The sequence below is a fragment of the Candidatus Neomarinimicrobiota bacterium genome (assembly GCA_017656425.1).
In the GTDB taxonomy this organism is placed as follows: Bacteria; Fidelibacterota; UBA2242; order UBA2242; family B5-G15; genus JACDNV01.
On the sequence record JACDNV010000004.1, the window covers coordinates 88,683 to 113,634 of the forward strand.

Below are 24,952 nucleotides of genomic sequence, written 5' to 3' on the forward strand. Positions count from 1 at the left end.
ACATTCAACCCACTATTATTCAACTATTTTTACTGTGCCTAATTTAAATGTTGATCTGTAGGCTGAATCAGTTTTATTAAATAAAGTAAGCTTCTTTCTTGAATATTCATTATCTGCATCTATTACATGTATGTCTAGACCTATGAAATTATTTCCACTCATATTAATGGATAGATCTTCCCAAAACATAGCAAGTTCGATTATATAACCATTTTTACTATTTTCAATTTTAAATTCAGGATTGATATTGGCACCTCTTATTAATCTGAAATCCCCATTCAAATAGATTTTAAAAAAACAATCGTGCTTCGTATAACCGTCTGCTCTATTGTTATCACTATCTATATATACTTCAATTCCATCTCGATTATTTATTAAAACATTATCCTGCACATTAATAAATAAATATAGTCCTTTATTATCCCACAGTAATCTAACTTTAGCCAAAATATCCTGCTTATCCCACTTCTCCTGATATATAAGGTTTTCAAAGGTAAGCTCATTGACCCTTTTCCAATCATCATCTAACTTACCGTCGATAACTATTGAACTTGTAGCTCTTCTTATATTCACTCCCTTAAACGGCGTAACCTTAAGTATAAATTCCTTACTAATATCATAGCCTTTCGAATTATAGACCACTACGTAATATTTATCACCATTATTTTCCATAGTAACATTAGATATAACTATATTTGCTTTGTTTTGTCCTGGTAATGACTTTTTATTTACATACCATTGATAATTTAAAGGGTAACCTGTAGCAACTACAGCATTTTGAAATGCACCTCCCTCCTCTACTTTCAGATTAACAGGTTGCACATAAATTTTTGGTTCTTCAATACTTCTACTTTCTAAATATTTTTTCACATCCAACCCATTGAGCGAAGATACCATATCTGGATAAAATTGACAATATTTAGAATTAGTTAATTCTGCTTGCAAGAATAGAAATTTTCTCGCTTCTCTTCTACCGGGTCTATCCGCATTCCCATTCCAATAATCTAAAATTTTCAAAAATCCATGAATTCTAATAACCGACCAAGGCTGGGTAACATTATCAAACTTTTTATGAGTCCACCAGGACCAGCTTACATTCCGACTTTCCAGAAATTTTGTAGCTTTCCTGTTTAAGTCATAGGGAGGTCCCTGTTCTCCAGTTTCACCATGCCATAAAGGAATATTATATTTTTCCCTGAGCTTCTCCCATCTTACTAATCCCTTTTCGTCAGAAGTTGGTGGATATGAATGAAAAGCTATTGCTATGTGTGGATCCCAGTCTATTGGTTCAAGCATATCAAAATTTTGTGCCCAATCATCTCCCTCAATAAATATTATTCCAAGGGAATCAACCCTTCTTATTGTGTCAGTAAGAACAAGGTATAGCTCCCTTAGTAGTTTGGGATCATAACCATATCTGATAAGCAACGGCTCATTTAGAAGATCGTAACCTATTATTACATCTGAGTCTTTATATCTCTCGGCAATCTTATACCACAAATCAATCAATCTCGGCCAATATTTTTCCTTTTCGGACCACAGCCTCGCTTCACCATCACTATCAGAAATATTCTCAGCATTCTGTGCCCCGGGTGCACCATGCATATCCCAAATAAGCCCAACATCATGTCTCTCACACCATTTTACCACACTATCAAGAAGACTAAAACCATATTCAGAATATATAAATGGAGGTTTATCCGGCTGACTATCTCTTGGCTGCAACCAGGACGCAAGAAGCGCAATCCTGATAGAATTTACACCCCACATCTTCATCGCCTTTACATCTTCCTCAGTAAAGAAATTTCTATGATAAATCTCCCAGAACTTTCTTGCATCCTCTTCGCCTATCAATTCCTCAATAGCCTTTTCAAATTGCCAAGGTCGATCGTATTTTCCAATACCCCACATATATCCTTCGGGTAATAACCAACATCCGATACCAAAACCACGAAGGATTACTCTTTCACCTGTTTTTCTATCAATAAAATCTTTCCCTTTTGTCGTAAACTTAGCAGCTAAATCACTAATAACAACCAGAATAATAATTAAAAAAATAACTTTCTTAACTAACTTAGATCTTACTATCATAAATATCCTTTCAATCTATCATAAAAATAAAATAGGATTAATCTTATTCGATTCATATGCCATAATCATGATAATTTTAATCACCTGAAAACTATCCATAAGACAACCAGCAATGATACTACAATAACAGAAAAGATTAAATTATATTTATCAAAATTTGAAATGGAGTTCAATTTAAAATTACAATTTCTACCGATAGAATGTTCAATGTACTTTGATTTATAAATATCGGTTTTACGTGAGAATAGACTACCAGAGTACATAATTAAAACGGATGTTAAAAACAACAGAATTGCAAAATGCAAAAAATTCATTTGAACAAACCATGCCAAAGGACCAAGAGATATCAATCCCTTTTTCCACAATATTTCTAAAACAAGTCTCAACATTCCAACTATAGCTCCAAAAATTAATGTTGTGAATGCGCCGGTGTTATTTGCTCTTCTCCATAAAATACCAATGACAAATACAGCAGTTATTGGAGGCGCTATATAGGCCTGAACAGATTGCAAATATACGAATAACTGAGAGCTTATGCTTCGTATAAAAGGAATCCATAAAATACTCAATATTACCATTGCCGTTGTTGCGAGTCTGCCCACGAGGACAAGTTCCTTTTCACCTGCTCCATATCTTAAATTTGTATATAAATCCATTGTGAATAAAGTTGAAATACTATTGAAACAACTTGCAAGCGAAGACATCAGTGCTGCTAATAATCCTGCTATTACTAATCCTTTTAGTCCAGCAGGTAACAAATAACTTGAAACGAGCATTGGAAAAGCCTGGTCACTTTTAACCCCAGGGAACATTGCTACTGCAATTATACCAGGTAATACCAATATAAAAACTGGCAATAATTTTAAATAGCTTGCGAGAATTGTACCTGCCCGGGCATGTTCTATATTCTTTGCACCTAAAACCCTTTGCACAATATACTGATCCGTACACCAGTACCAGACACCTAAAATAGGAGCCCCAAACATTATACCAGTCCATGGGAAATCAGGATGGTTAATTGGTTTGAACATCGAAAAGAAATCTGATGGAACCTTTTCTCTCAATCCAGCTATCCAGCCAACTTCTTTCAATCCAAAGATAGTCAATATTGATGCGCCAACAATTAATAATAATGTTTGTATAATACTAGTATAGACTACAGATTCTAAACCACCCGCAATAGTATAAAGCCCTGTAACTATAACAAGTAATATAGAACTGGTTACCATATTCCATCCCATTATAAAATTTAATAATAGTGCTCCCGCAAATATAGTAACTGACATCTTTGTAATTATATAAGAAATTATTGATACTGAAGTCAGATACATTCTACATGACTTACCATATCGTTTTTCCAAAAACTCAGGCATTGTAAATACACTACTTCTTAAATAAAATGGGACAAATAACCACCCAAGTAATAATAATGCAAATATAGCCAACCACTCAAAATTCCCAACTGCTAAGCCAGAGGTTGCTCCTGATCCTGCCAATCCTATATAATGTTCACTACTAATATTGGCTGCAAATAAAGAAGCACCTACAGCAAGCCAGCTCATCTTTTTCCCGGCAAGGAAATAGTCATTAGATGTTTTTTTTCTCTGGGATACCCACATACCGATAATGGATATTAACCCAAAATAGCTGATTATAAATATCCAATCCAACTTCTCAAAATTATTCATCAATCACTCATAAACGTAGTATATTGGTCAGACAAAACAATATGTTCTCTACCATTTATATCAATGTTTATACCAAAATTATTTTTAATTAAATCAACAAATTAACCCGACGATAAGGCTATAAATGGTTGCTAAAAATGTCATTAAAAGTTATCAAAATGATAATTATATATTAATTATTTTTTAACATTTACTACATATTGGGATAAACTTTATCGTGGTACCTCCTCCTGATGCAAGGTTTATATTTATCCAATCACTACTTCTACTATTTTGAAACCAGAATATAGATTCAATTTTTTCTTAAATTTAATCCCAGGGCACAATAATTGAATTATCTGCTTTCCTGGTCTTTCAACAAATTAGTGCGGTATACCATTTTTTACTGAAAAACCAATTACATTAATATTGCCTGGTGAGTAAAAACTTTATTTTTAAATATATATTTAATAATAGAAAATGATTTACTTGTTTCTTTATTCACTGGACCCATCGTCTCTACTTAATTAAAAGAATTTTTTGCACTTCCCTATCAAATGATGTTTCAAATACTATAAAATATAATCCTGAAGGCAAACCCTTAGCGTCGATGATTGATTTGTAATCTCCTGGAGCCTTTTTACCTTCATCCATTTTTTCTACTACCTGACCTTTAACGTTATAAATTTTTATATCTAAATTTGATTCATATGGAATTGTATATTCTACACACGTTCTGGAATTAAATGGGTTTGGATAAATTCTATTTAGCTTAAATCTACCGGTTTGGTTTATCTCAACATGGTCAATATCATTCTTTGACAAACCTATATACACTTCCCCAAGAACACCGGGATTTTTCCACCCTTCCTCATTCTCAGCTAAAGACACAATTTGAGATTCTCTATCTCCTCCGTCATCATCATCATCTATACCAATATCGAATCCAATAACATCGCCAACTTCTGGTGAAATACCAATTGTTTGCCACGGGATCAAAAGTTCCAATAAATATCCACTATCAACCTCTTTAATACAAAACTCAATGCCATCAACTCTACTCAACGAATTTGCACCAATGCTTATAGCGTCATCTTTTATTCTAAATCCCAACTGGTAATCGTTTATACCGTCATAAGATTTACCTTTACTGTTATCACCATCTATAAAAACTTCTACAGCGTCATCTTCCCACCAGTCTGACCCTGAGTCGTTTATCAACACAGAATCCTTGACATTAACCAAAATATACAAATTAGATTTATCTGCCATTGCTTTCCATTCGGCATAGAAATCGTTTTGTTTATTACCTATTACGACATTGTTAATTGGCATTGCGGGTGTATTTGCCCACATTGGATCAATATTACCATCGATTATACAGGGAGTTTTTGTTATCCCAATAATAGGTGGTTTTATATCGCCCATGTCGTCATCCAGTATTGTTACTATACAGCTTCCTTTACCACCGATTATATAATTTTCACCGCTTACGAGTAGGATACTAATATACTCAGGTCCCTCCACTATTTCATCATTTATGGATTTTATAGTCAAAGTATCCACAAATTTGGATGAGTTTAAATTGATAACACTATCTATGTTTTCGATTATAATAAAATCATCATTTACTTCTGCAGAACCTTCTACACTATATTTTACAGAGATATCGTTGTCTATTCCAAAGGCATCGATAACTACAATTGCAGAATCACCATCTTCCAGGCAAAATTGATCCGGGGAATAAATATTTACTGCCGGAATCACATCTATAATACACGTATCCCTTATAAGATTATCCGGTGTATATGCTATTAAATATGATCTGCCGGGCAATTTTCCCATAATTGAAGCAAAGGTGTTACTCGTATCTACTATTACTGCAATATTAGTATCCGTTAATACCCAATTTATTGAATAGTTTGAAGCATATTGTGGTATTGTATTAAGAGCTACTGTATCAATCTTCAACCTCGGCAATTCCATTAATTTTGGATTCAACATGATATCTTCAATTGCTATATTTGTATAATTTATCTTCAAATTAAATCCTTCTTTAACATATATAGGTTCATCTGACTCAATATTAGAAATAGTTAATCCATTTATCTCTGCTTCACCTATACCTGTACAAACAACTATAGCTTTACCTTCATGAGTTTCTATACGCTTTGATTCAATATAAGGATCAAGCCCTGTACCATCAATGACTACATTTTTAAATAATATATTCGAAAACCCAGCGTTACCGCCAATCATAATACCATCTCTCTGGGCATCTATTATATTCAAGTCTATAAAATTAATATTTTTAATCTCTTTTAATGTTGCTGCAAGCTCTACCGCTCCTCTCTCGTATCCCCATAAATCATAACTTGTGCCACACTTAATAATTAAGTTATTTTCAAAGGTTATCTCGTCAGTATATTCAAAATTATATCCTGAAAAATCAGTCGTTAGTCTAATACCCGATCCGGCAAAATTATCTTTAATAATATTATTCCTTATTATATGACCATTACCCCCAAAAATTGCTATTCCTCCCGCTCGCCAATTATGCTCAATTGTATTATTTTCAAAAATAATATTTTCAGACATCTTTGCACTTAAATCATCATAGGGCCAACAAGCTAAACCATCATCTCCGTTATTCCTGATATTACAATTTCTAACAATGGAATTGCTCGTTCCCTGAGTAAAATTCACTCCATCAGCATAATTATTCCTTATTCTACAATTATAAATAATCAAGTTATCGGTATATTTCATAGGATACGAATAATCGCCTATCCAGAAACCACATTCGAAATGCTCTTCCCATATGTCATGAATTATAGAATTGCTGCCAAAAGTCCCCATGAAACATTTGTAAATATACTGCTGTTCGGGTTTATCATTATAGAATCTACTATTTATCACACTATTCAAGTATATATGTGCAATCTCTACATTAGAACAATTATCCCCACCTACAATTCCTCCTCCACTTATGCTATCATTGGTAAAAAATATCTCTGTATACCATATACCCGCTCCAATAATTTTTATATTCGAAATATCTAAAACTAATTGTTTGCTTAGCAAATATTTACCTTCGGGTATGTATACATCTTTGCCCTGATTTTTTGCTTCATATATACAATCGTTAAACCCCTCCGAATCATCATATTCATCATCAGGAACAGCACCAAAGTCAGTTACAGATAATGCACTATCTGGTTTAGGTACTTTTTCGGGAATCTTTTCTATTTCTATAAAATCTATGCCATATTCATAATTGTCTCTTCCTTCCTTAGTAAATCTCAATATATCTCCAGGTTTTAAAGGGCTATCAAGTTTGAAATGTACCTCATCAAACCTCATTCTGGGTCTTTCTGAAGGAGTATTTGTAGGATCTGAACTGGGGAAATATTGCCATGACCAATATGAGGTTAAATTAATATCAAATATTTTTTCTCCATTTACATAAACTCCCAATAAGCCATTTACTCCATTACCTTCTGGTGAATCCGGTAACATAAACCTGATATTGATCCCATCAGCACTATCGTTTATAGTCCATTCAACATAGTCACCTGCTAGAGGTAGTCCTATATATGATTGGTTTGACGCTTCTGAGGCTGTGCTATCCTGGATAAACATTTTTGACTCGTGTAAAATCGATCCAGCGCCCCAATTCCCGAATTCAGCTTCGTATCTTCTATATGGGAAACTAGCACCTATCTGACTGACACTTTTATTACATAAAATAGTTGCAATCAGAAAAATAGATACAAAAAGATATTTATAATATTTCATCACTATCAATCCTACTCCTTATGTTTATTAAATATAATCCTATTTATTTCTAAACTGTCGTTTCTATTTTAGAAAAACCATTTTTTTAACAATACTTTTATATTTACCTTCTAATTTGTAGAAATAAACACCGCTTGACAGCACATGTCCATTATCATCTCTTCCATCCCAAGTTATTTTATATAAACCAACATCCTGTCTACCATTTACAAGAATTCGCACTATTTGACCTCTCGAATTTAGAATATACAATTTAACTTTAGATTTTTGTTTTATCTCATACTTTATTGAAGTCGTAGAATTAAATGGATTGGGATAATTCTGATAAAGCTCAAAGGCTACAGGTTTTAATTTTTTATCTTCTTCTATACCAGCCTCTTTCCACCACCTCGGATCACCAAGGGGATTACCCTTATCGTCTACTAAATTTGCATTATATGATAAATCAATATAATCTTCGATTGGCCATTCAAAAGTAAGTAAGGCATCTGGCGGCTCATGAAAGTAGTAAACTCCATCTTTCCATGGATCCCATATACCATTAAGATTTCCAATAATAACTTCAGGATCACATACTTCCACATTGAATTGGGGATCAACATTTACATTATTACTGTCAACAAAATTAGGATATCCTTCATCATTATCAAAAAAATGCTCTTTTATATAATCTGCCATCCACTTTTGAGGCAACACGCCAAATTCATTATTATTCCACCATTCAATAACTTCTGGAATCCAGTAATAAACATTATTCTTTAATGTATAAACGCGTTCATCTTCCGCAAAATGTCCATCTCCATTAGGATCATATCCTTTCATTTTACAGAATAGGGAGTCTCTGGTCAAAGAGTCAAGCTCAAATAAATGTACAAGACCATGAACATCCTTAGTCGGAACTCTATTGTTCACCTCTTCTATATCCTCAGATGCCATATAACAGTTGTAGAATATATTATTTTCCACATGGCATTCAACTATCCAATTGAATTGGTGAGACTGTGTCCATGTATTTACAAGAGTGTTGTTCTTGAACTCACCATATAAAGTCGGCCCTTCACAATCAGCTGTATACCCACCTACATTAAAAAAAGTACTATTTCTGCAAATAACACTGTCTTTTGGGATACCAGGACCTGATTCACAGAATACCACACCATTCCATTTAACTCCTGGCATACCAACACTAAAAACCAAACAGTTCAAAATTTTCCATGTACTTCTACCGGAACCTGTCCCCTGAACAGCCGCCCATCCAGTATAAGGTGCTTCAATAATAAGCCCATCAAATGTATAGCTTGTGCCTTCATGGTCCACAACGTTTATTACATATTGACCACAAGCCCCCACTCCATCGGGTCTTATCCCTGTGATCCATAAATTTTTAAGCACGGCACTTTCATGAAACTCGAATAACCACGGCGGCGTTGTACCATCAGGTTTTAAACCAGGTCTTACAACGGGTGGTCTTTTATCCTTTGTAGGTTTCTGAGCAACTATTTGAATATCTTCATCAAAACGAATTACATTTTCTACCAAATAAACAGAATCTCTATAAAGCTCATAAACCTTATGTTTTTGTTTTCCATTTTCATCGACATCATTATAAATCCAGTAATCAAGAGCACCACTCAAAGAACCGTCTGGTTTATGATTACCTATAAGTAGTGTATCTCCTTTTTCAATAACCCCGGAAAAAAGAAACTCTGGATGAATTACTATCATCAAAAATAATATTGTTATAGCTAAAAATGGTTTTAATCTTAGCATAGTTCCTCCCTATTTTTTTAAAATTCATATTTAATTCCAAAATCGATAGTTCTACCGTAATATCTCTCATATATTGGTAGTTCCTTAAACTTTATAACATTTTTCTCATACTCGTTGTTTAAATTATTGAAATTAAGGTAAAACTCCATACCCTTAATAGGAAGTTTCTGTCTTAAAGAAAGGTCATGTCTAAAAAAGTCGGATGAATAACCTCTCAAATCTTCGTACCAATTGGTGTTAGTAAATATGTTTGATTTATACCTAAAAGTCCATCTTACTGAGAATCCTTTGTAATCAAACCCAGCTGTCAAATTTAGAATATGGTCGGGTTGATAGACCATTCTTTCAGCATAAGTAGTATCCGCATTCCTATAAATTGGCATAAAATTCTCGTCATAGTCTATTATTACTCTGTTTCGGAAGTACTTTGTCTCTGAGAAATTCCTTGTATAGTTAATATTTAAGACCAAACCTTTTAATATCCCCGGCAGATACCAGAAATTTGACATCCACTGAAACTCTATTCCGTAATCAATGGCTTTATATTTATTATTCTTCGCAAAGGTTACCGTTCTTCCTATGGTCTTACTATCTAATCCTTCAAAAAAGTCAAGCTCTTCCTTAGTTACAACCCAGTTACCTGCATAATAAATCATATCTCTTATTGTTTTGTAAAATAAAGAGGTTGAAAATAGTCCTACTTTGTTTGAAACAACAGCGAATTCAACATCATAATTTCTTGCCTTTTCTGGTTGAAGATTAAAATTATGCCAAACAATAGGCCCGCTAATAGGATTGGTTATCAGTACAGTTGGAACAATATCACTATAGTTTGGACGTTGCAAAGTATGGGTATATCCAAATTTTACATTTAGCCACTTCTTTGGTTTATATACAAAATGAATCATGGGAAGAAAAAAACTATTTTCTCTTTCTTTTTTTACTTTATACCATTTATTGAAGGGCAACCATGCAGCTGTTAGGTCTCTGGCATCTCCCCTATAACCCGTATAGATTGTTTTGTTTCTCTCATATCTTATACCAGGTATAAAAGTAAAGGGACCATATCCCACGGTCATCATTAAATACCCTGCATAGTAAATTTCTTTTCCATCATAATCATAAATAATACTCTCCTGCTGGTTATCATAATAACTAATTGAATCATCCTGATCAGCAATTATATGGTCATTAAGTTCTTTAATCTTATCAAGATCAAGTGAGCAATCGATCATAAATTTATCATCAAGAATACTGATGTTTTTATATTCTTTATCATACAAATCATACGCTAAAATGTAGCTCGAGCCTGCCCCCAGATTCCAATAACTCATGTTTTTAGCACACCAGAAGGTAGATAGTTTATTACCTTTTTTTAAATCCTCCTCTCCAAATAAATAAAAATACATGTCTCTGTTAATTAAATCTTGATTTAACTGCCCACTCAACATAGCGTATAATACATCCTGGTCATAGCTACGAACGGTATTCTTATACATCCCACCCCATTTTAGATCAAGTTTGAACATAGAGGTACTTAGAATATCTTTATAAAGGAAATCTATCTTAGAAACTGCATGGTAACCATCCGAACTAAATTTTCTATGATACAAATCTCCTAACTTTCGATCAACACCAATATATTTTTCTACTCTATCTTTATAAGTATAGGTTAAAGTATCTAAAATCATAACGCTCTGCACATCATAGGGATGGAGGTTTTCCCTTGTATTGATATTAGATGGAAATGATCTATTATCGACATCTACAGCCCAAGCATATAATTGTTCTGGAGTAGAATTCTGAGAATAAGAATAACCAACAGAGGCATCTAACTCCATTTTTCCAATAACTTTTTTTACATCAACAGAATTTGTTATTACACTCAAACAATTATTTTCAGATAGTACACTGACCGGTGTATTACGCCATTGCAAACTAAAATTCATAGCGCGCTCATCTATACCTGTTTTTTTAAGACTTAAAAAAGTATTGGTTTTTATCTTAGTTGTAATCCCATTGTAATCTAATACCAGAGTAGCGTTATACCTCTTTATATTTCTTTTAACATCTCTAACCATTACCAAATCTGTTAAAACAGGACCATCTTCTCTTTCTTTTGAATATACATTATTACCCATTTCCTCTGAGCTTGCATCTTTTCTCTCTGTATCCAGCTGTAAAAATATTCCAACTTTATTATTAAAAAACCTTCGGCTACCACTGAGGATAACCTTATAATTCTTTAAATTATTTGTCAGATCATTATACCCACCCTGTACAATGATATTAAATTGTGGAACTTCAGGAGCTTCTCTTATAACAAAATTAACAACCCCACCTGTGGCATCCGCTTCTTTGTCCGCTGTCAATGATTTGAAAAGCTCAATTCCAGATAGCATATATTGAGAAATCATACTTAAATCTGTACTTCTATCATAAGAATCAGTTGGACTCATTGTTATACCGTTTATCTGTACCTTAGTGTATTTAGGAGCAAGACCTCTAATAACAAGCTTATTACCCTCGCCTCCAGATCTCTGCAATGATACACCTGGTAGTCTACCTATCGCCTCTGCAGCATTTGCCTCTGGTAACTCTTGAATTTGAGTTGATGAGATTACATTTGCTATATTTACCATTCCAATCTGTTGGTTTATTGCTTGAATCTGTCCACGTGCCTGAGCCTGTATCACAACCTTTTCTCCTTTAACAGGACTAACCTCCATAACTATATCTAAATATCTTACTTCATTCTCTTTTATAGTAATCGATATGTTCTTTGTCTTATATCCTATATAACTAACCATAACTTCGTAACTACCAGGCGGTATGGAGGATAATATAAACTCCCCTTTAATATTAGACGCGGTACCAATATTTAAATCCTTAATCATAATGTTAGCACCTGGCAGTGGATTACCTTGTTCATCTACGGTTTTACCTGTCAATATTCCATATCTGGACGCATTAAGGGTACATACGATGATTGAAAAAATCAGTATTAAACGATGAAGTTGTATCATTTTTTCTGCCCCTTTTGTTAAATAATCATTCACAATGTATCATTTAATAACAAAATGGTACGACCTGACTGAGTTTAACTTTACAAAAGTTGCTAAATAAAAATAATAATCCCTGATTACCTTTATAAAACTACCTTTACAATAAATTATTAAAAAACAACTTCGTCTGTCCCGAATTCAATAAATTCCCCGTTAATGGAATCGTTATCACCTATCGCCCAAATAACTTTATTAGACTTTTTTGGATCTATGCTATAATCAAACTGATCTTGAGTGTTCAGTTTCCTTGAAAATTCAATGATGGTAAAATTATTCCATTCCCTGCCTTTGAACTCTATTATATCGTTACTACCACCTAAAATGACATCTGGAATCTGCTTTTCTTCACCACTAAGTTTAAATCCATCATTTAAATAAACCATACTCTCCTTAACGTACCCAATTATAAAATCTGCTTCTGAACCATCAGTATTTACAGGGAACCCCAATGCAACACAGCCTTTTGTCCTTGCCATAATTTCAAAATAAATTGTATCATTAGATATATTCCAGTAAAGATAATAATTATCTGAAAGCTTCTTCTCGCTTTTACGCTTTAAAAATGTAGGTTCTTCAGCACCACATTTTATAAGAATAATCCAAACTAATACAGTAACTAATATTTTAATATGCAAAAACTTCAACACTTTAATCCTAGATGTATTGAAATATTAATAAAGTGATTGATCATCTTAATAACAACATCTTTTTTATATCCTGTACCCCGTTACAGATAATCTTATAAAAATAAACACCCGAGGGAACAGCCCTCCCAAAATTGTCTCTGCCATTCCAACGCAAAAAACTTAACCCACAATCCATTTCCCCATCATATAAATGGTTGATAATTTTCCCATCAAGTGAATAAATGACTACTTTTACTTTCTTTTTATCATTCAACACAATTGGTATATTAGTTACACTGTTAAATGGGTTGGGGAAATTCCTGTTCAAGAAAATCCCATCTTCAATATTTTGATAGATGTTTGAATGGATAAGTTCAAATTTTAAATATTCAAGGTTAAAACCACCTTTAACAAATAAAACTTTTAGCTCATATTGGCCTTCATCCAAATGAATACTATCAATAGTGATATCTCTCCATGCTTTCCACCCTCCAGTATTTTCAACCATTATATTAGAAGCAATCGGATTATCATCTAAATAAATATTCATTATGCCTGTATTGTTTGGGGATGCAACCCTTAATTTAAGACTGTATATACCAGATGTCACTATATCAATTGTGTATTTCAGCCATTCATTATCTTCAATCCATCCAACATTGTATTTTATACCATTTTCATCTTCAGATACCTCGATATCGACACCATCATTTCTAAATTCTCCACCACTATTCCATGCTACCCAATTTGGATAAGTTATCATTTGATAGTTTTTGTCACCATAGGCTATCCCATTCTGCCCCAGATCATAAAACACTGCAGGTATCAATCCAGGAACCCTTAAGTCAGCAAAAGGCTTATTTGTTTTTTTAAAATCCTTATCCAATAAAGCCGATACCACATCTTTTCGAAACTCACAGCTATCCATATCAAATTTTTTCGCTAAGGTAAAAAGTGCATTTTTAGCAAATTCTAAGGAAGGTTTTGAAGCATTCCCATTCCAGTAATCTATAATTCTTTGATAATCATCGGTCAATTTAACAGAGTAAATAACAGATGTAGCATCGATTTTCTTATAAGTCCACCAGTTCCAGCTAATACTGTTTTTCTCTGCAATACTGATTACCTCAGAGAACCAGTGATTGGAATTTTCACCGAACTCGCCAAGCCATAACGGTCTAAGATATTTTCTTCGCATTTCTATATATTGGTTAATGGTATTTGCGGCAGGATCACTCCAGTATTTATGGAACGCATAAGCCATATTTACATCAAATGGAACTTCAAGATTAGAAAAATCTGTAGCATACCAATTACCTTCTATAAATAATAGATGATTATCTCCGTTGCTTCTTATTTCATCTTTTATCTTTATGTATAAATTTCTCAATTCCGTTGTTGAAATACCCTGTGGTAAGACGGGTTCATTTAATAAGTCATATCCCGCTATCACTTTTTCGTTTTTATATCTTTCTGAAATAAAATCCCAAAAATCAATTGTTTTTTTCTTATTCTCTTCATATAACCATAATTCAGCTCTGCCTGGACTATCACTTATATTTCCATCATTTTGACCACCTGGAGCACAATGCAAATCCAGAATTAAATACAAACCATATTTTTTGCACCAAGTCAATAATGAATCAAGAATATGAATTCCTTCACTTTCGTAGCTAAATGATAAATTAGCATCCATAAAAAGATCATAATGAAGGGGTATTCTTATGGAATTAAATCCAAGCTCGGATATTCTCTTCACATCTTTTTCCTGTATATAATATTTTCTATATAATATGAAGAACTCTCTTGTATTTTCAACTCCTATCAACTCCTCTACCATTTCTCTAATGGAAGTAGGGGAACCATAACCTGGCATACGAAGCATGTATCCTTCTGGTACTAACCAACCACCCAATCCAATACCTCTAAACAGTATTTCATTCCCTGATGTATCCAAAAATACAAATCCAGCTGCTTTTACATAATCAGATGAAAACAAATTTACTATCGTCGTATTAATAACTAAGACAAGTATTAATAATTTTAACCTAGAACTACCTCTTAACATTATCATACCATTTAATATTTACTACTTTAAATAAGTTACCTTTTTCTTAACTATACCATTATTTGACTTAACCCTTATCATATATACCCCGGAATTTAATCTCTTACCAAATCTGTCTTTGCCATCGAAACGAAGAATATACTCACCGGAGCACAAATAGTTATTATACATTTTATTAACTATCCTTCCATATAGATCAAATATCGAAATCTCAAAATTACCTCCAGATTTCACTCCAACTGCTATATTTAAACTTTCATTAAATGGATTGGGATATACATTTAATAATTCAAATTCAATTTCTTTTATATTGCTTTCTTTTATCCTGTTATATCCAACATCTTCGGATGTCGTCAGGCATAATATCATATAACCATCTTTAAATACTACGTTCTCAGGTATGAAATCACAATTATTACCATAAAATGTATGTGTAGCTTTCTGCCATCTATCACTATCGAAATAATCAAAGTCATCTTTCCATTTGAATTTAAAATTTTTCCCCATTCCATAGTCACCATTTTCGGGATCATACTCATAATATTTAACCCAATCATATACGGCGTACTTAGGCAAAATCGAATCATCAAATTGACCAACCCAATTCTTATCTGTAGACTGCCATAAATTCATCATTATCTTCTGAGGTTTATTTAATTCCGCTATATGTTGACCTACTTGTATGTGCTTAGATATATCATCTATATACCATGCAACATAATTAGGCATCCATTCGATTGCATATATGTGAAAATCTTCGCTCGGATCAAAGTTCACTGTAACCAATTCAACATGGTTTATTCTTCCAGGTGTTATTGTATTGAACTGGACTTTATTATTATATTTCCCCAGAATTTCAATATCAATTTCATTCCAATCCATTTCATCTTTTACATTATCGTGATATGTGAAAAATGACGAGACTATGCCTGACCCAGATGCAGATTTAAATCGGACTTCAAATCTACCATATAGAAAGGACTCTTTTGTTCTTAACTCTCCACCTTTGTAAGGCTTAGGGTATACTAAAGATATACACACAAGACACAGTGTAAACTTAATTTGCCATTTTCTTCCCATAATCCAACCTATTATAAGTTGTTAATACTGGAAAGTTAGGAACTACCACAGGATATGGAAGTCCTGTTTGTAATACTGACATATCAACTCTAGTAAGCTTTATATTTTCCAGTATATAGGTATTTATCTCTATTTCATTTTCATACTTTTTAATCAAACTTAAAAAATAGGGATTAAGAACAGTATCAATTATTGAAATGTAATCCTGTTTAAAATCATCTAACAAATTCTTCTTATTTAAAATTCTATTTCTTTGATCTATAGCTAGCAGATTGTCTTTCCACATTTGAACGTTGTGATTCACACTTTCTATCCTGTCATATCCTCGTCTATATGCATCTTGAGTTATGTAATAATCTCTGACTAGATCTACAATTGCATATTTTAGCTGTTCTAAATATTCTGAGTTTTTAAATCTTCTTTTTCTAAAAACTAAGGGATGCTTTTCAAGTAGCTCTTTAAATTCCTTCACAGTCCATGCCCTGTTATCGATATTAAATAATGGTTCATCTATAATGTCGTCAAACAGACCTTGTATACTGTCCGGTGCCGCCTTAACTTCCAAATCCCACAGTGCTCTATTTAGCTCACTTTTTTTATCTATATTTAGATATAAATCGGACACTCTCTGGGCTATTGTAAGAAATATGTCCCTATTAAATTCAATTCTTTTCCCTTGCATTATTCTTTTAACTATCTGGCTATAATGTTTATCTGCTTTATATAACTTAAGGAACCTTTCAACTTCCTGCATATGAGCCGCTCTTGATCTTTCATCAATAGGAATAGTAGTAGTCCAGCCCATAACTCTAAATATTATGAAGCTTCTGTAGGAAATTCTTATAGGTCCAATAATTTCACCCTTGTTATATTTTCTTGAATAAATTTTAAAAATTACATCTGGATCAGTTACCATGTTCAATTCTAATTCCATATATGGGATGGAATCACCTCTTAGATGATCATAAAATACTCTTTCAAAAATTTCATTATTTATAGTGCCATACCCAATCAATTCATTGAAAACAGCAGTATCCGTAAATGTATAATAGTTCAACTTATATTTTCTTAAACTATTTTCGTAAAAATCGTTTAATTCTTCTTTAGTGAGTTTAATTCTACTATAGGATAAAAGATAATAGTGCCATTGCCTCATTGCCTGCTCTTTCCTGCCTGTCAAATAATTATTAAAATTTGAGTTGGTTAAGAGTGGTGATTTACTCTTCTCTGCCTCAATGGCATACAACTTTTCGGCAATCAAAGTATTCAATATTATTTTTTTATGTATATAATAGTCTCCCCTACAATACGCAGGGCGAGGAGTATACTCTGCACGTCTTATGAATTCATTCTTAGTAATGACCCTGTTACCAATCCTGGCTATTATTGAATCCTGACTTATTTCAGGAAATTTTTTACTACAACAAGTTGTAATGACACCAATTACAAATAAAGTAGAGACAACAATTTTTCTTATAATCATATAGTATCACAGGTTAAAATGAAAATTTAACAGTATATACATTATATTTACCAAGAATGTTCATATCCCTATATGCATAATCAACCAAAAGAAAAGTATTTCTGGGCATTCTTATCCTCAACCCAAAACCAGAAGTTAATCCATATACTGAATACGGCATAAATATCCCTTTATATCCTGCTCTTAAAAATATACTACCAATTCTAAATATTTTGAGTTCATATTGAGTTCCTATATTAATGTATTCAGCATTATTATTGGGATGAATAGCATCTGCTGCAATTATTAAATTATGGTAACTTGACACTATGGGTCTATATGAAATACCAATCCTGGAAATTAATGGTAATTCCCAGCTCTCAGTATCAAATTTACCCTGCGCATCCCCGTAATTACCCGCTTCATCAGGCAAAATATCAATTGTATTCAGAAGGTCAATTCCATCATACTTCATTTTAGTTCCATAATTTGAAATACTCATTCCTATATTTAGTCCATCTTCCCTTTCCCCTGATAAACTAAAAAATCCTGTATTTACAATGGCACCCAGATCCAGAGCGACAGAATTGCCTATACAATGCCATATTTGTGATGAAATTAATTTAGCAGTAGCCCCGAAAGAAAACCAAGTAGCGAGTTTACGAGCATAAGACAAACCTATTGCATATTCATTTGCAGTATAAACCTCTCCTGTTCCATCTTCATATTTCACGGTGGTTACGGGTATATCGCCATAATTTATCTGAGTTGCTGCAAGTGCAAAGGTACCCAATAAAGGCAAATTAACAGCGCCCGCCACAAAGATGATATCGATATCAACTAACCATGGTTGATAACAAAAGATTGCCTCTCTTCCAGTGAGAAATGCAAGCCCCGCAGGATTCCAATAAATTGAGGATACATCATTTCCTACACTAACATATGCGTCACCCATCCCCACTGCAGAGCTTGCCATACCTATCTCAAGAAAATTAGCCGCAGTAGTACCTACACGGTGTGGTTTTTGTTGAGGCAACAACGAACAAATGAATATGAAAATTATTAAAATTGCTCTCTTTATTCTCATAATTACACCCTTATTTTATTACTGCGAACTTACCCATAACTTCATCACCTGTTTCCTCTGCTTTTATATAATATATATACATACCAGCAGCTATTTCTAATCCCTCTCTTGTTAACATATCCCAGACATATACGCCCTTTTCAATTGGATTATTAACGTGTATCTCATCAACCAAAACACCGCTTACAGTAAATATCTTTATTGTACATTTTGCAGGGATATTTTTAAACATCAATCTTCTGGGTTGATTAAGGTAAGGATTTGCAACAGCAGGTTCAATTTCATTCGTACAAATATATGGATTAGGTACAATTTTCACGTCTTTTAGATTGTTTGCAAGCTCTTCTCTATCGATTGTGTCAGTAGCAGTAATTGAGAAGTAAAGAGAATCGGTTTTCCAGAATGGTCTTTTAAATGTAACTCTATATACACCATTATTAGGTGGTACAGTACTATTTAGAAAATCGATAACAAATATTGTTCCTGCCCAGTCTCCGTTCTTATTTAGTGCACCAACAAGGATTTTATCTTCATTTATTTCAAACAGACCATCTTCATTCACATCTTGAATTAATATATCCATCCTCTCATAGTTTCCTGTGGAATCCTTAAAAAGAATATTATAAACAGTAAAAGGAACAGTCTGATGAGTCAGTATTTGAGAAGATCTAATCCTTGTATCTGATTCATCTCTGATTCCCGTTTTATCATCAGTAACACCGGTATATTGATCTCCAAATACTATATTATACTCCCATGGAAAATACTTAGATTCCCTTGCTGAGGGCATAATAAACAATGTATCATAACCTTCAATCCAGCCACTATTGGCAAAATCAAATGTTGGTGTTTCGATATTTAAAACAATATTTAGTCTTATACCATCGAAAACATCAGTATAAAATCCACCTGTCTTTATAGTATAGTAATTCAGCGTATCATTACGATTAATATTATCTCCGGAATATTTACTGCTATTTTCATAATAGACCAGTGATGTATCTTCCGTAAGGTTAAAAACTTTATATCCACTCGTAGTATAAATTAATCCATGATCATAGTCATTTATAATCTCCGGTAATCCACTAATATTATGAACAGTATCAATATCAAAAGTAATACAATATTCATGACCGGACTTTAATGCTCCAAGAGCAAGCAATTCCGGTATTACTTCGCCTGATCCGATAAATGATATTCCTTTCCTGATGTTTGTCTCAGGTGGTACGTAGCCAGCTGATGGAGGAGTTGGAACCACTACCGCTATGTTTTTACCGTATCCAATAATGTTTTCATTTTCATCCATTTCAATTACGAGATTATTTTCTGATGGAGCAATGCCTGGTCCTATGTCAGGCGCACCGTAGTCATAAGCTACAAGACCGTAATAATATGTCCTCCCGTTTTGTACATTATTATCAATAAAATAATGAGTTATTCCGGTCTCACTCCCAAGAAAATACCCCATACCATTTACCAAGCCAAAATCTGTAAAACCCTGTTTGCCATCCTTTAGATCACACTGGTATATCGGTTTATAAAACATAGGGGTACCGTACCCATCAGTAATTACCTGTGCATCATGAAAATAAGGATCAGTAGCCCTATATAACTTATATCCTTCAAAATCATTAACATTACCAACAAATGGATCACGAGTTCTGGTATCTGCGACATCATCCCAAGTAAGGATAACTTTCCTGTCACCGGGTGTTGCCGTCAGCGTTGGCATCTCAGGTGGACTGGCAAATCTATAATCTCTTTCATATATTACCTGAACTATTCTTTTTAATTCAAAAAGAGCAGGTGCTGTGTGTTGTTCTGACTCTAGTCCTTCCAGTGGATCATAAGCGTGTAACTCTGACATAGAAATACGTTCTGTCCTTCCTTTATAAAGAGGGAAAGGTCCAGAAGCAAACACTTCCACCAAATTAGATATAACTCCATAATATTCCATTAGTGTATCCGCTGCTAGTATTTCCCACATTACATCATCATTCTTAAACCAAATTGTTGTGTTTGATTGTGCATGGCTTTGAATGGGAAACATTCTAAAACTCGTCAAACCAACCATATCAGATTCAGAAACATCAGTAGCTGCAAAATTTGGCTCACATCCAACACCCTCTTTATAATCTGGCATATGGTTACATTCTCCCTCATCAGGACCTGTATAGTTTAGCTCTCCTGGACCTACACCATCTAATCCCACATCATCACCAGCAAATTCCGTAATTTGATAAACGCCATCACCATTTAAATCTTCGCCATCCTGCCAATCTTGATCTTCATCGGCATCCCAGTGTTCATGTAAATCTTCCATTTTTAATCTATAAAATGCTAAGAACTTGTTTATATCAGCTATATCTTCAGTTGGACCAACAAGCCTTGTTGCTGGATTATCTCTTTGTTCATCTATAAGTCCATCATCGTCATTATCTATACCATCATAGGGTAATCCAGGACTCTCAAGGTAAGCAAAGCCCATAATACCAGTCCTTCCACCAGCATATCCAGTTTCATCATTATCCCATGAATAAGCCATATCCAGAAGTTTATTAAAATATGCAATCTCGTCATCAGCTTCACCACCTATACCGTTATCAACCCAATACCCAAAGCATACTTGAGTTAAATGATACTCAGAAATATTTGCAATGTTGTATTCCCAGAAAATGCAATCCCGTGCTTGTGGATTATTCCATTGATATCCTCTCGTCTCTATCCGAATACCGATACCTCCCCATGGTTCACCTTTTTGTATTGTTACACTGGGTCTTTTGTCCCCGATTTTCCTTCCTGGTCTCGGATAGTATTTTACATAATCTTCAGGTCCTAGATACTCCTGATCCTGTGCATCATTAACAACAAAATATGTCTCCAGATCGGCATACATTACTCCTCTTCCAAATCTACCATTCCATTCTCCTGGCCATTTTAATTGATCATAAGGTGCTGGCCAACCCTCTGGAGGCCACGAATTAGGCTTATTACTCATTGCAGGATAATCCTGGGTCTCATTAAAATACCCGAATACAGGATAGAATCCCCAAGGTGTACCATCTACAGGGTTATAATCCATTTCCTCTCTATAACTGGTCTGCAGAAAATATAATGTATGGTAATTATTTGGAAACATTATAATTTTCGTAATGTCTGTTTCAGGAATAGTATCTGGATTTGTAGGAGTCGGATTGGAGGATTTTTTTATAAAAACTTTTGCACCAACTAATAAACCAACTCCATCGAGCATTCTCTGTGCATCAGGTCCATAAGGCCAACCAGAAAACTCAGGACCAACCTCACCACTGTACCAATTTGATAACTCAGTAGTATTCTTAAAATATAGATAAACCCTATTACCATTCATAACTCCTGCACGTACTGCCGCTATATCGCCTGCTGGATCATCGGGACCCTCATATTTTTTACCCTGGCCAAATACTAACGTTATAAAAATCAGTAATATTAAAAATAGAATTGAAATTAATCTCTTCATTTCTACTCCTCAATTCACTTAAAATGATAATACCAAACCAATTTTAATTGTTCTGGGGACAGAATATGCTGATGGATTTTTATATGTTTCATCATATGTGCTAAAATTACTTCTGTATGATTCTAAATCAGATGGTCTAACTATTGCGGTATAAGCCCTTCCTGTCTGTCCGTTTACCCATACTTCATTAAGTCTATCAAACAAATTGTATATAGACCATTCCATTCTCAATTCGAATCTTTTAATTGAAATTATATCGTAGTACCCGGTAGCATCAACACTGTATGATTGGCTAATGTAATCATTGTTAGGATATAAATTCAGTCTTGAAATTCTATTTTCTGGTATTGGACTCCACGTATAGGGTGTACCAGAATTATAGTATCCTGTAAATGTTATACCCCAACGGTCCGTATTGTAACCAACAGTAAGGTTAAATGTATGGCGTTGATCCCAGCTCATTGGAATATATCTGATTATAGGGTCCATATTATTCCCTTCACGATTAAAATTCTGCTCCGGGGTATCAGCATTACCTCGAGTGTATTGTAACGTATAATTTAAAAACAATGATATCGGTCCTCTTACAAAATCAAGTTTTACCTCAAGACCTCGTGCATTACCATAATCTTTATTTGTATATATACCATAGCGAATCTGGTTATAGGTTGTCATAACCTTTGTGCTTAATAAATTATAAATATCCCTATAAAAAAGGGTTACTTCTAATCCCAGGTCCCTAATTAGTTCCTGCCACAAGCCAACCTCATATGTAACCGTTTTTTGAGCCTTGAGCTGAGGGTTACCCATGGTGGCTTCGAAATCCCTTGGACCTACTAAGTGGGAATGATTTTGATAAAAAGCATATAAAGGAGGTGTTTGGAAAAAGTGTCCATAACTGAAATGAAGTATGGCAGTTGAACCTAATTGATATGCCAGACCAAATCTTGGGCTTATTTGAACCTTCGGATCTGCTTTTACATATTTAGACATCATTGAATCTGGCAATGACAATTGGTTTGCAGGATTTCTGAGATCCGTAGGATATGTCGTGTTCGGATCGAAATAATCGTATCTTAAACCTATATTGATAACCATCTCATTAAATTCCATTTTATCTTGAATATAAAGTGAATATTCATATGGTTTTACAACATAAACATCTGACCATCTTGTAGAATCGGGATAAATTACCGGCTGGTACACTAAATTTGCAGAGTCTGTCCCAGCATATTTGTTTCTGATTACATGGTATTGGTTATCCAGTATATGCTGAGCATATTCAAATCCTGTTTTAAAACTATGATTTGTATTAGCCTGCCATGTCAGGTCAAATTTCGTTTTATAATCTGTCTGATATCTCTTAGTATGGGGTTTCCCCAGATATTCTCCAAACCTATTTCCTGCACCTTCCTGTCCGCCAGTATAGAAATAGCAACCATTATTATTTAAGAATCTATCATTAATATATCGGGAGTCATAAGGATTCTCATAATGGTAATTGCCATAATAATCATAAATTTTTGCCATCTTCAATTCATAAAATAGATTTGTTGAAATCATATGGTTTATCTGTATGGACAATAAATTATCTTTACCATAAGATTTAAGCTGACCGTCAGGATTATATTTAAACGTATGATTGTAGCTTTTCCAGCTCGACAAACTTGTATTATACAACAGCGATAATTTAAATTTGGAAAATGGTTTGAAGGTAAATTTAGTCATAAGTGACTGGTTTTTATTCCAATTCATAGGCACAAATTTATTATCCCCTGTATTTTCAGAATACCATTCAGTAGAATCCATAGAAGAAAAATCGCTATAATCAGTTATTCTGAATCTTCTGATTCCATTGAGATGCCCTTTATTATCCTGTTTTCTATAATTTATAAAAAATGTTAAAAAGTCTTTTATGATTGGACCACTTAATTGGAATTTATAATCTTTATTTCTATCGATTTCTGCCTCATCGATCCCGATAAATATTTCATCATGTGTGGTAAAGTAATTTGAAAAGCTACCTGATATAAAGCCATGAAAATCATTTCCGCCTTCCCTCGTTACCATATTGACGACACCACTCATCGCCTGCCCGTACTCTGCATTAAAAGTGCCTGTAATCACTTCAAGATCTTGAACGGCTTCTGGCTCCAGCATAACTGCAGAATAATTACCAGTAAAAAGTTCATCCACACGCAAACCATCAATCATATAGGAAACCTCGTAAGATCTGCCACCCCTGAAATGGCCTGCAACAACTCCTGCCTGCATATTGACAATTGTAGCTACATTTTCAACAGGCATCTTTTCAATTTGATCTTGTGAAACGTTTTTAATAGTACTGGTCTGGTCTTTTTTTATCGCTATTCTATCAGCTTCAACAACAACTGTTTCCCCCTCTATCGACGTTTGATCAAGATCAACATCTATATATGTAGTTCTATTAACCGATACTTTAACTCCCGTGATCTTCTCTGTTTTGTATCCTATTACCTGAACTACCAATGTATATTCACCAGGAGGTACATTTATTAAATAGTAGTTCCCATTTTCATCGCTTGCCGTCCCGATGGTACTACCCTCAAGCCAGATATTTGCTCCAGGTATCTTATCCCCGGTTTTCGCATCAGTTATAGTACCTGCAATCTTACCGGTAGTCTGAGCAAAAATTGAATTGGATATGAAAAACGTTAATATTATTAATAACCAAATTTTTGAATTCTTCATGGCTACTCA

The 24,952-nt window shown here is 33.8% G+C and carries 12 protein-coding genes; all 12 read right to left on the reverse strand.

Annotated elements, in window-relative coordinates:
• Window positions 1-15: 15 nt before the first annotated feature.
• The 12 genes from H0Z29_04240 to H0Z29_04295 all read right to left on the reverse strand — a co-directional run bounded on the left by H0Z29_04240 (window position 16) and on the right by H0Z29_04295 (window position 24,943).
• Window positions 16-2,091 (reverse strand): cellulase family glycosylhydrolase, encoded by a 2,076-nt coding sequence (locus H0Z29_04240; protein ID MBO8130714.1) that lies wholly within the window; start codon window positions 2,089-2,091, stop codon window positions 16-18.
• A gap of 80 nt (window positions 2,092-2,171) precedes the next feature.
• Window positions 2,172-3,779, reverse strand: coding sequence for a sodium/solute symporter (locus H0Z29_04245; protein ID MBO8130715.1), 1,608 nt, complete (start codon window positions 3,777-3,779; stop codon window positions 2,172-2,174).
• 498 nt (window positions 3,780-4,277) lie between these two features.
• Window positions 4,278-7,556: a right-handed parallel beta-helix repeat-containing protein gene (locus H0Z29_04250; GenBank protein ID MBO8130716.1), complete on the reverse strand. Its 3,279-nt coding sequence runs from the start codon at window positions 7,554-7,556 to the stop codon at window positions 4,278-4,280.
• A gap of 63 nt (window positions 7,557-7,619) precedes the next feature.
• Window positions 7,620-9,326 carry a T9SS type A sorting domain-containing protein gene (locus H0Z29_04255; GenBank protein ID MBO8130717.1) on the reverse strand — a complete coding sequence of 569 codons (1,707 nt, stop codon included), beginning with the start codon at window positions 9,324-9,326 and terminating at the stop codon, window positions 7,620-7,622.
• Window positions 9,327-9,343: 17 nt separating this feature from the next.
• The gene (locus H0Z29_04260) at window positions 9,344-12,352 is read right to left on the reverse strand and encodes a carboxypeptidase-like regulatory domain-containing protein (protein MBO8130718.1); all 3,009 of its coding nucleotides are present in this window, start codon (window positions 12,350-12,352) and stop codon (window positions 9,344-9,346) included.
• 149 nt (window positions 12,353-12,501) lie between these two features.
• Window positions 12,502-13,035 carry a hypothetical protein gene (locus H0Z29_04265; GenBank protein ID MBO8130719.1) on the reverse strand — a complete coding sequence of 178 codons (534 nt, stop codon included), beginning with the start codon at window positions 13,033-13,035 and terminating at the stop codon, window positions 12,502-12,504.
• A gap of 43 nt (window positions 13,036-13,078) precedes the next feature.
• On the reverse strand, window positions 13,079-15,085 hold the full coding sequence (locus H0Z29_04270) for a cellulase family glycosylhydrolase (protein MBO8130720.1): 2,007 nt from the start codon (window positions 15,083-15,085) through the stop codon (window positions 13,079-13,081).
• 21 nt (window positions 15,086-15,106) lie between these two features.
• A complete protein-coding gene (locus H0Z29_04275) occupies window positions 15,107-16,165 on the reverse strand; it encodes a family 16 glycosylhydrolase (protein ID MBO8130721.1) in 1,059 nt (352 codons plus the stop codon).
• On the reverse strand, window positions 16,143-17,648 hold the full coding sequence (locus H0Z29_04280; protein MBO8130722.1) for a hypothetical protein: 1,506 nt from the start codon (window positions 17,646-17,648) through the stop codon (window positions 16,143-16,145). The genes H0Z29_04275 and H0Z29_04280 overlap by 23 nt, the downstream gene beginning before the upstream one ends.
• 13 nt (window positions 17,649-17,661) lie before the next feature.
• Window positions 17,662-18,714: a PorV/PorQ family protein gene (locus H0Z29_04285; protein MBO8130723.1), complete on the reverse strand. Its 1,053-nt coding sequence runs from the start codon at window positions 18,712-18,714 to the stop codon at window positions 17,662-17,664.
• A 10-nt stretch (window positions 18,715-18,724) separates the two neighbouring features.
• On the reverse strand, window positions 18,725-22,213 hold the full coding sequence (locus tag H0Z29_04290; protein MBO8130724.1) for a hypothetical protein: 3,489 nt from the start codon (window positions 22,211-22,213) through the stop codon (window positions 18,725-18,727).
• 18 nt (window positions 22,214-22,231) lie between these two features.
• Window positions 22,232-24,943, reverse strand: coding sequence for a TonB-dependent receptor (locus H0Z29_04295; protein MBO8130725.1), 2,712 nt, complete (start codon window positions 24,941-24,943; stop codon window positions 22,232-22,234).
• Window positions 24,944-24,952 lie beyond the last annotated feature (9 nt).

Coding starts and splice junctions, on each gene's coding strand:
- H0Z29_04240 (MBO8130714.1), bottom strand. CDS start 2,091: ATGATAGTAAGATCTAAGTTAGTTAAGAAAGTTATTTTTTTAATTATT.
- H0Z29_04245 (MBO8130715.1), bottom strand. CDS start 3,779: ATGAATAATTTTGAGAAGTTGGATTGGATATTTATAATCAGCTATTTT.
- H0Z29_04250 (MBO8130716.1), bottom strand. CDS start 7,556: ATGAAATATTATAAATATCTTTTTGTATCTATTTTTCTGATTGCAACT.
- H0Z29_04255 (MBO8130717.1), bottom strand. CDS start 9,326: ATGCTAAGATTAAAACCATTTTTAGCTATAACAATATTATTTTTGATG.
- H0Z29_04260 (MBO8130718.1), bottom strand. CDS start 12,352: ATGATACAACTTCATCGTTTAATACTGATTTTTTCAATCATCGTATGT.
- H0Z29_04270 (MBO8130720.1), bottom strand. CDS start 15,085: ATGTTAAGAGGTAGTTCTAGGTTAAAATTATTAATACTTGTCTTAGTT.
- H0Z29_04275 (MBO8130721.1), bottom strand. CDS start 16,165: ATGGGAAGAAAATGGCAAATTAAGTTTACACTGTGTCTTGTGTGTATA.
- H0Z29_04280 (MBO8130722.1), bottom strand. CDS start 17,648: ATGATTATAAGAAAAATTGTTGTCTCTACTTTATTTGTAATTGGTGTC.
- H0Z29_04285 (MBO8130723.1), bottom strand. CDS start 18,714: ATGAGAATAAAGAGAGCAATTTTAATAATTTTCATATTCATTTGTTCG.
- H0Z29_04290 (MBO8130724.1), bottom strand. CDS start 22,213: ATGAAGAGATTAATTTCAATTCTATTTTTAATATTACTGATTTTTATA.
- H0Z29_04295 (MBO8130725.1), bottom strand. CDS start 24,943: ATGAAGAATTCAAAAATTTGGTTATTAATAATATTAACGTTTTTCATA.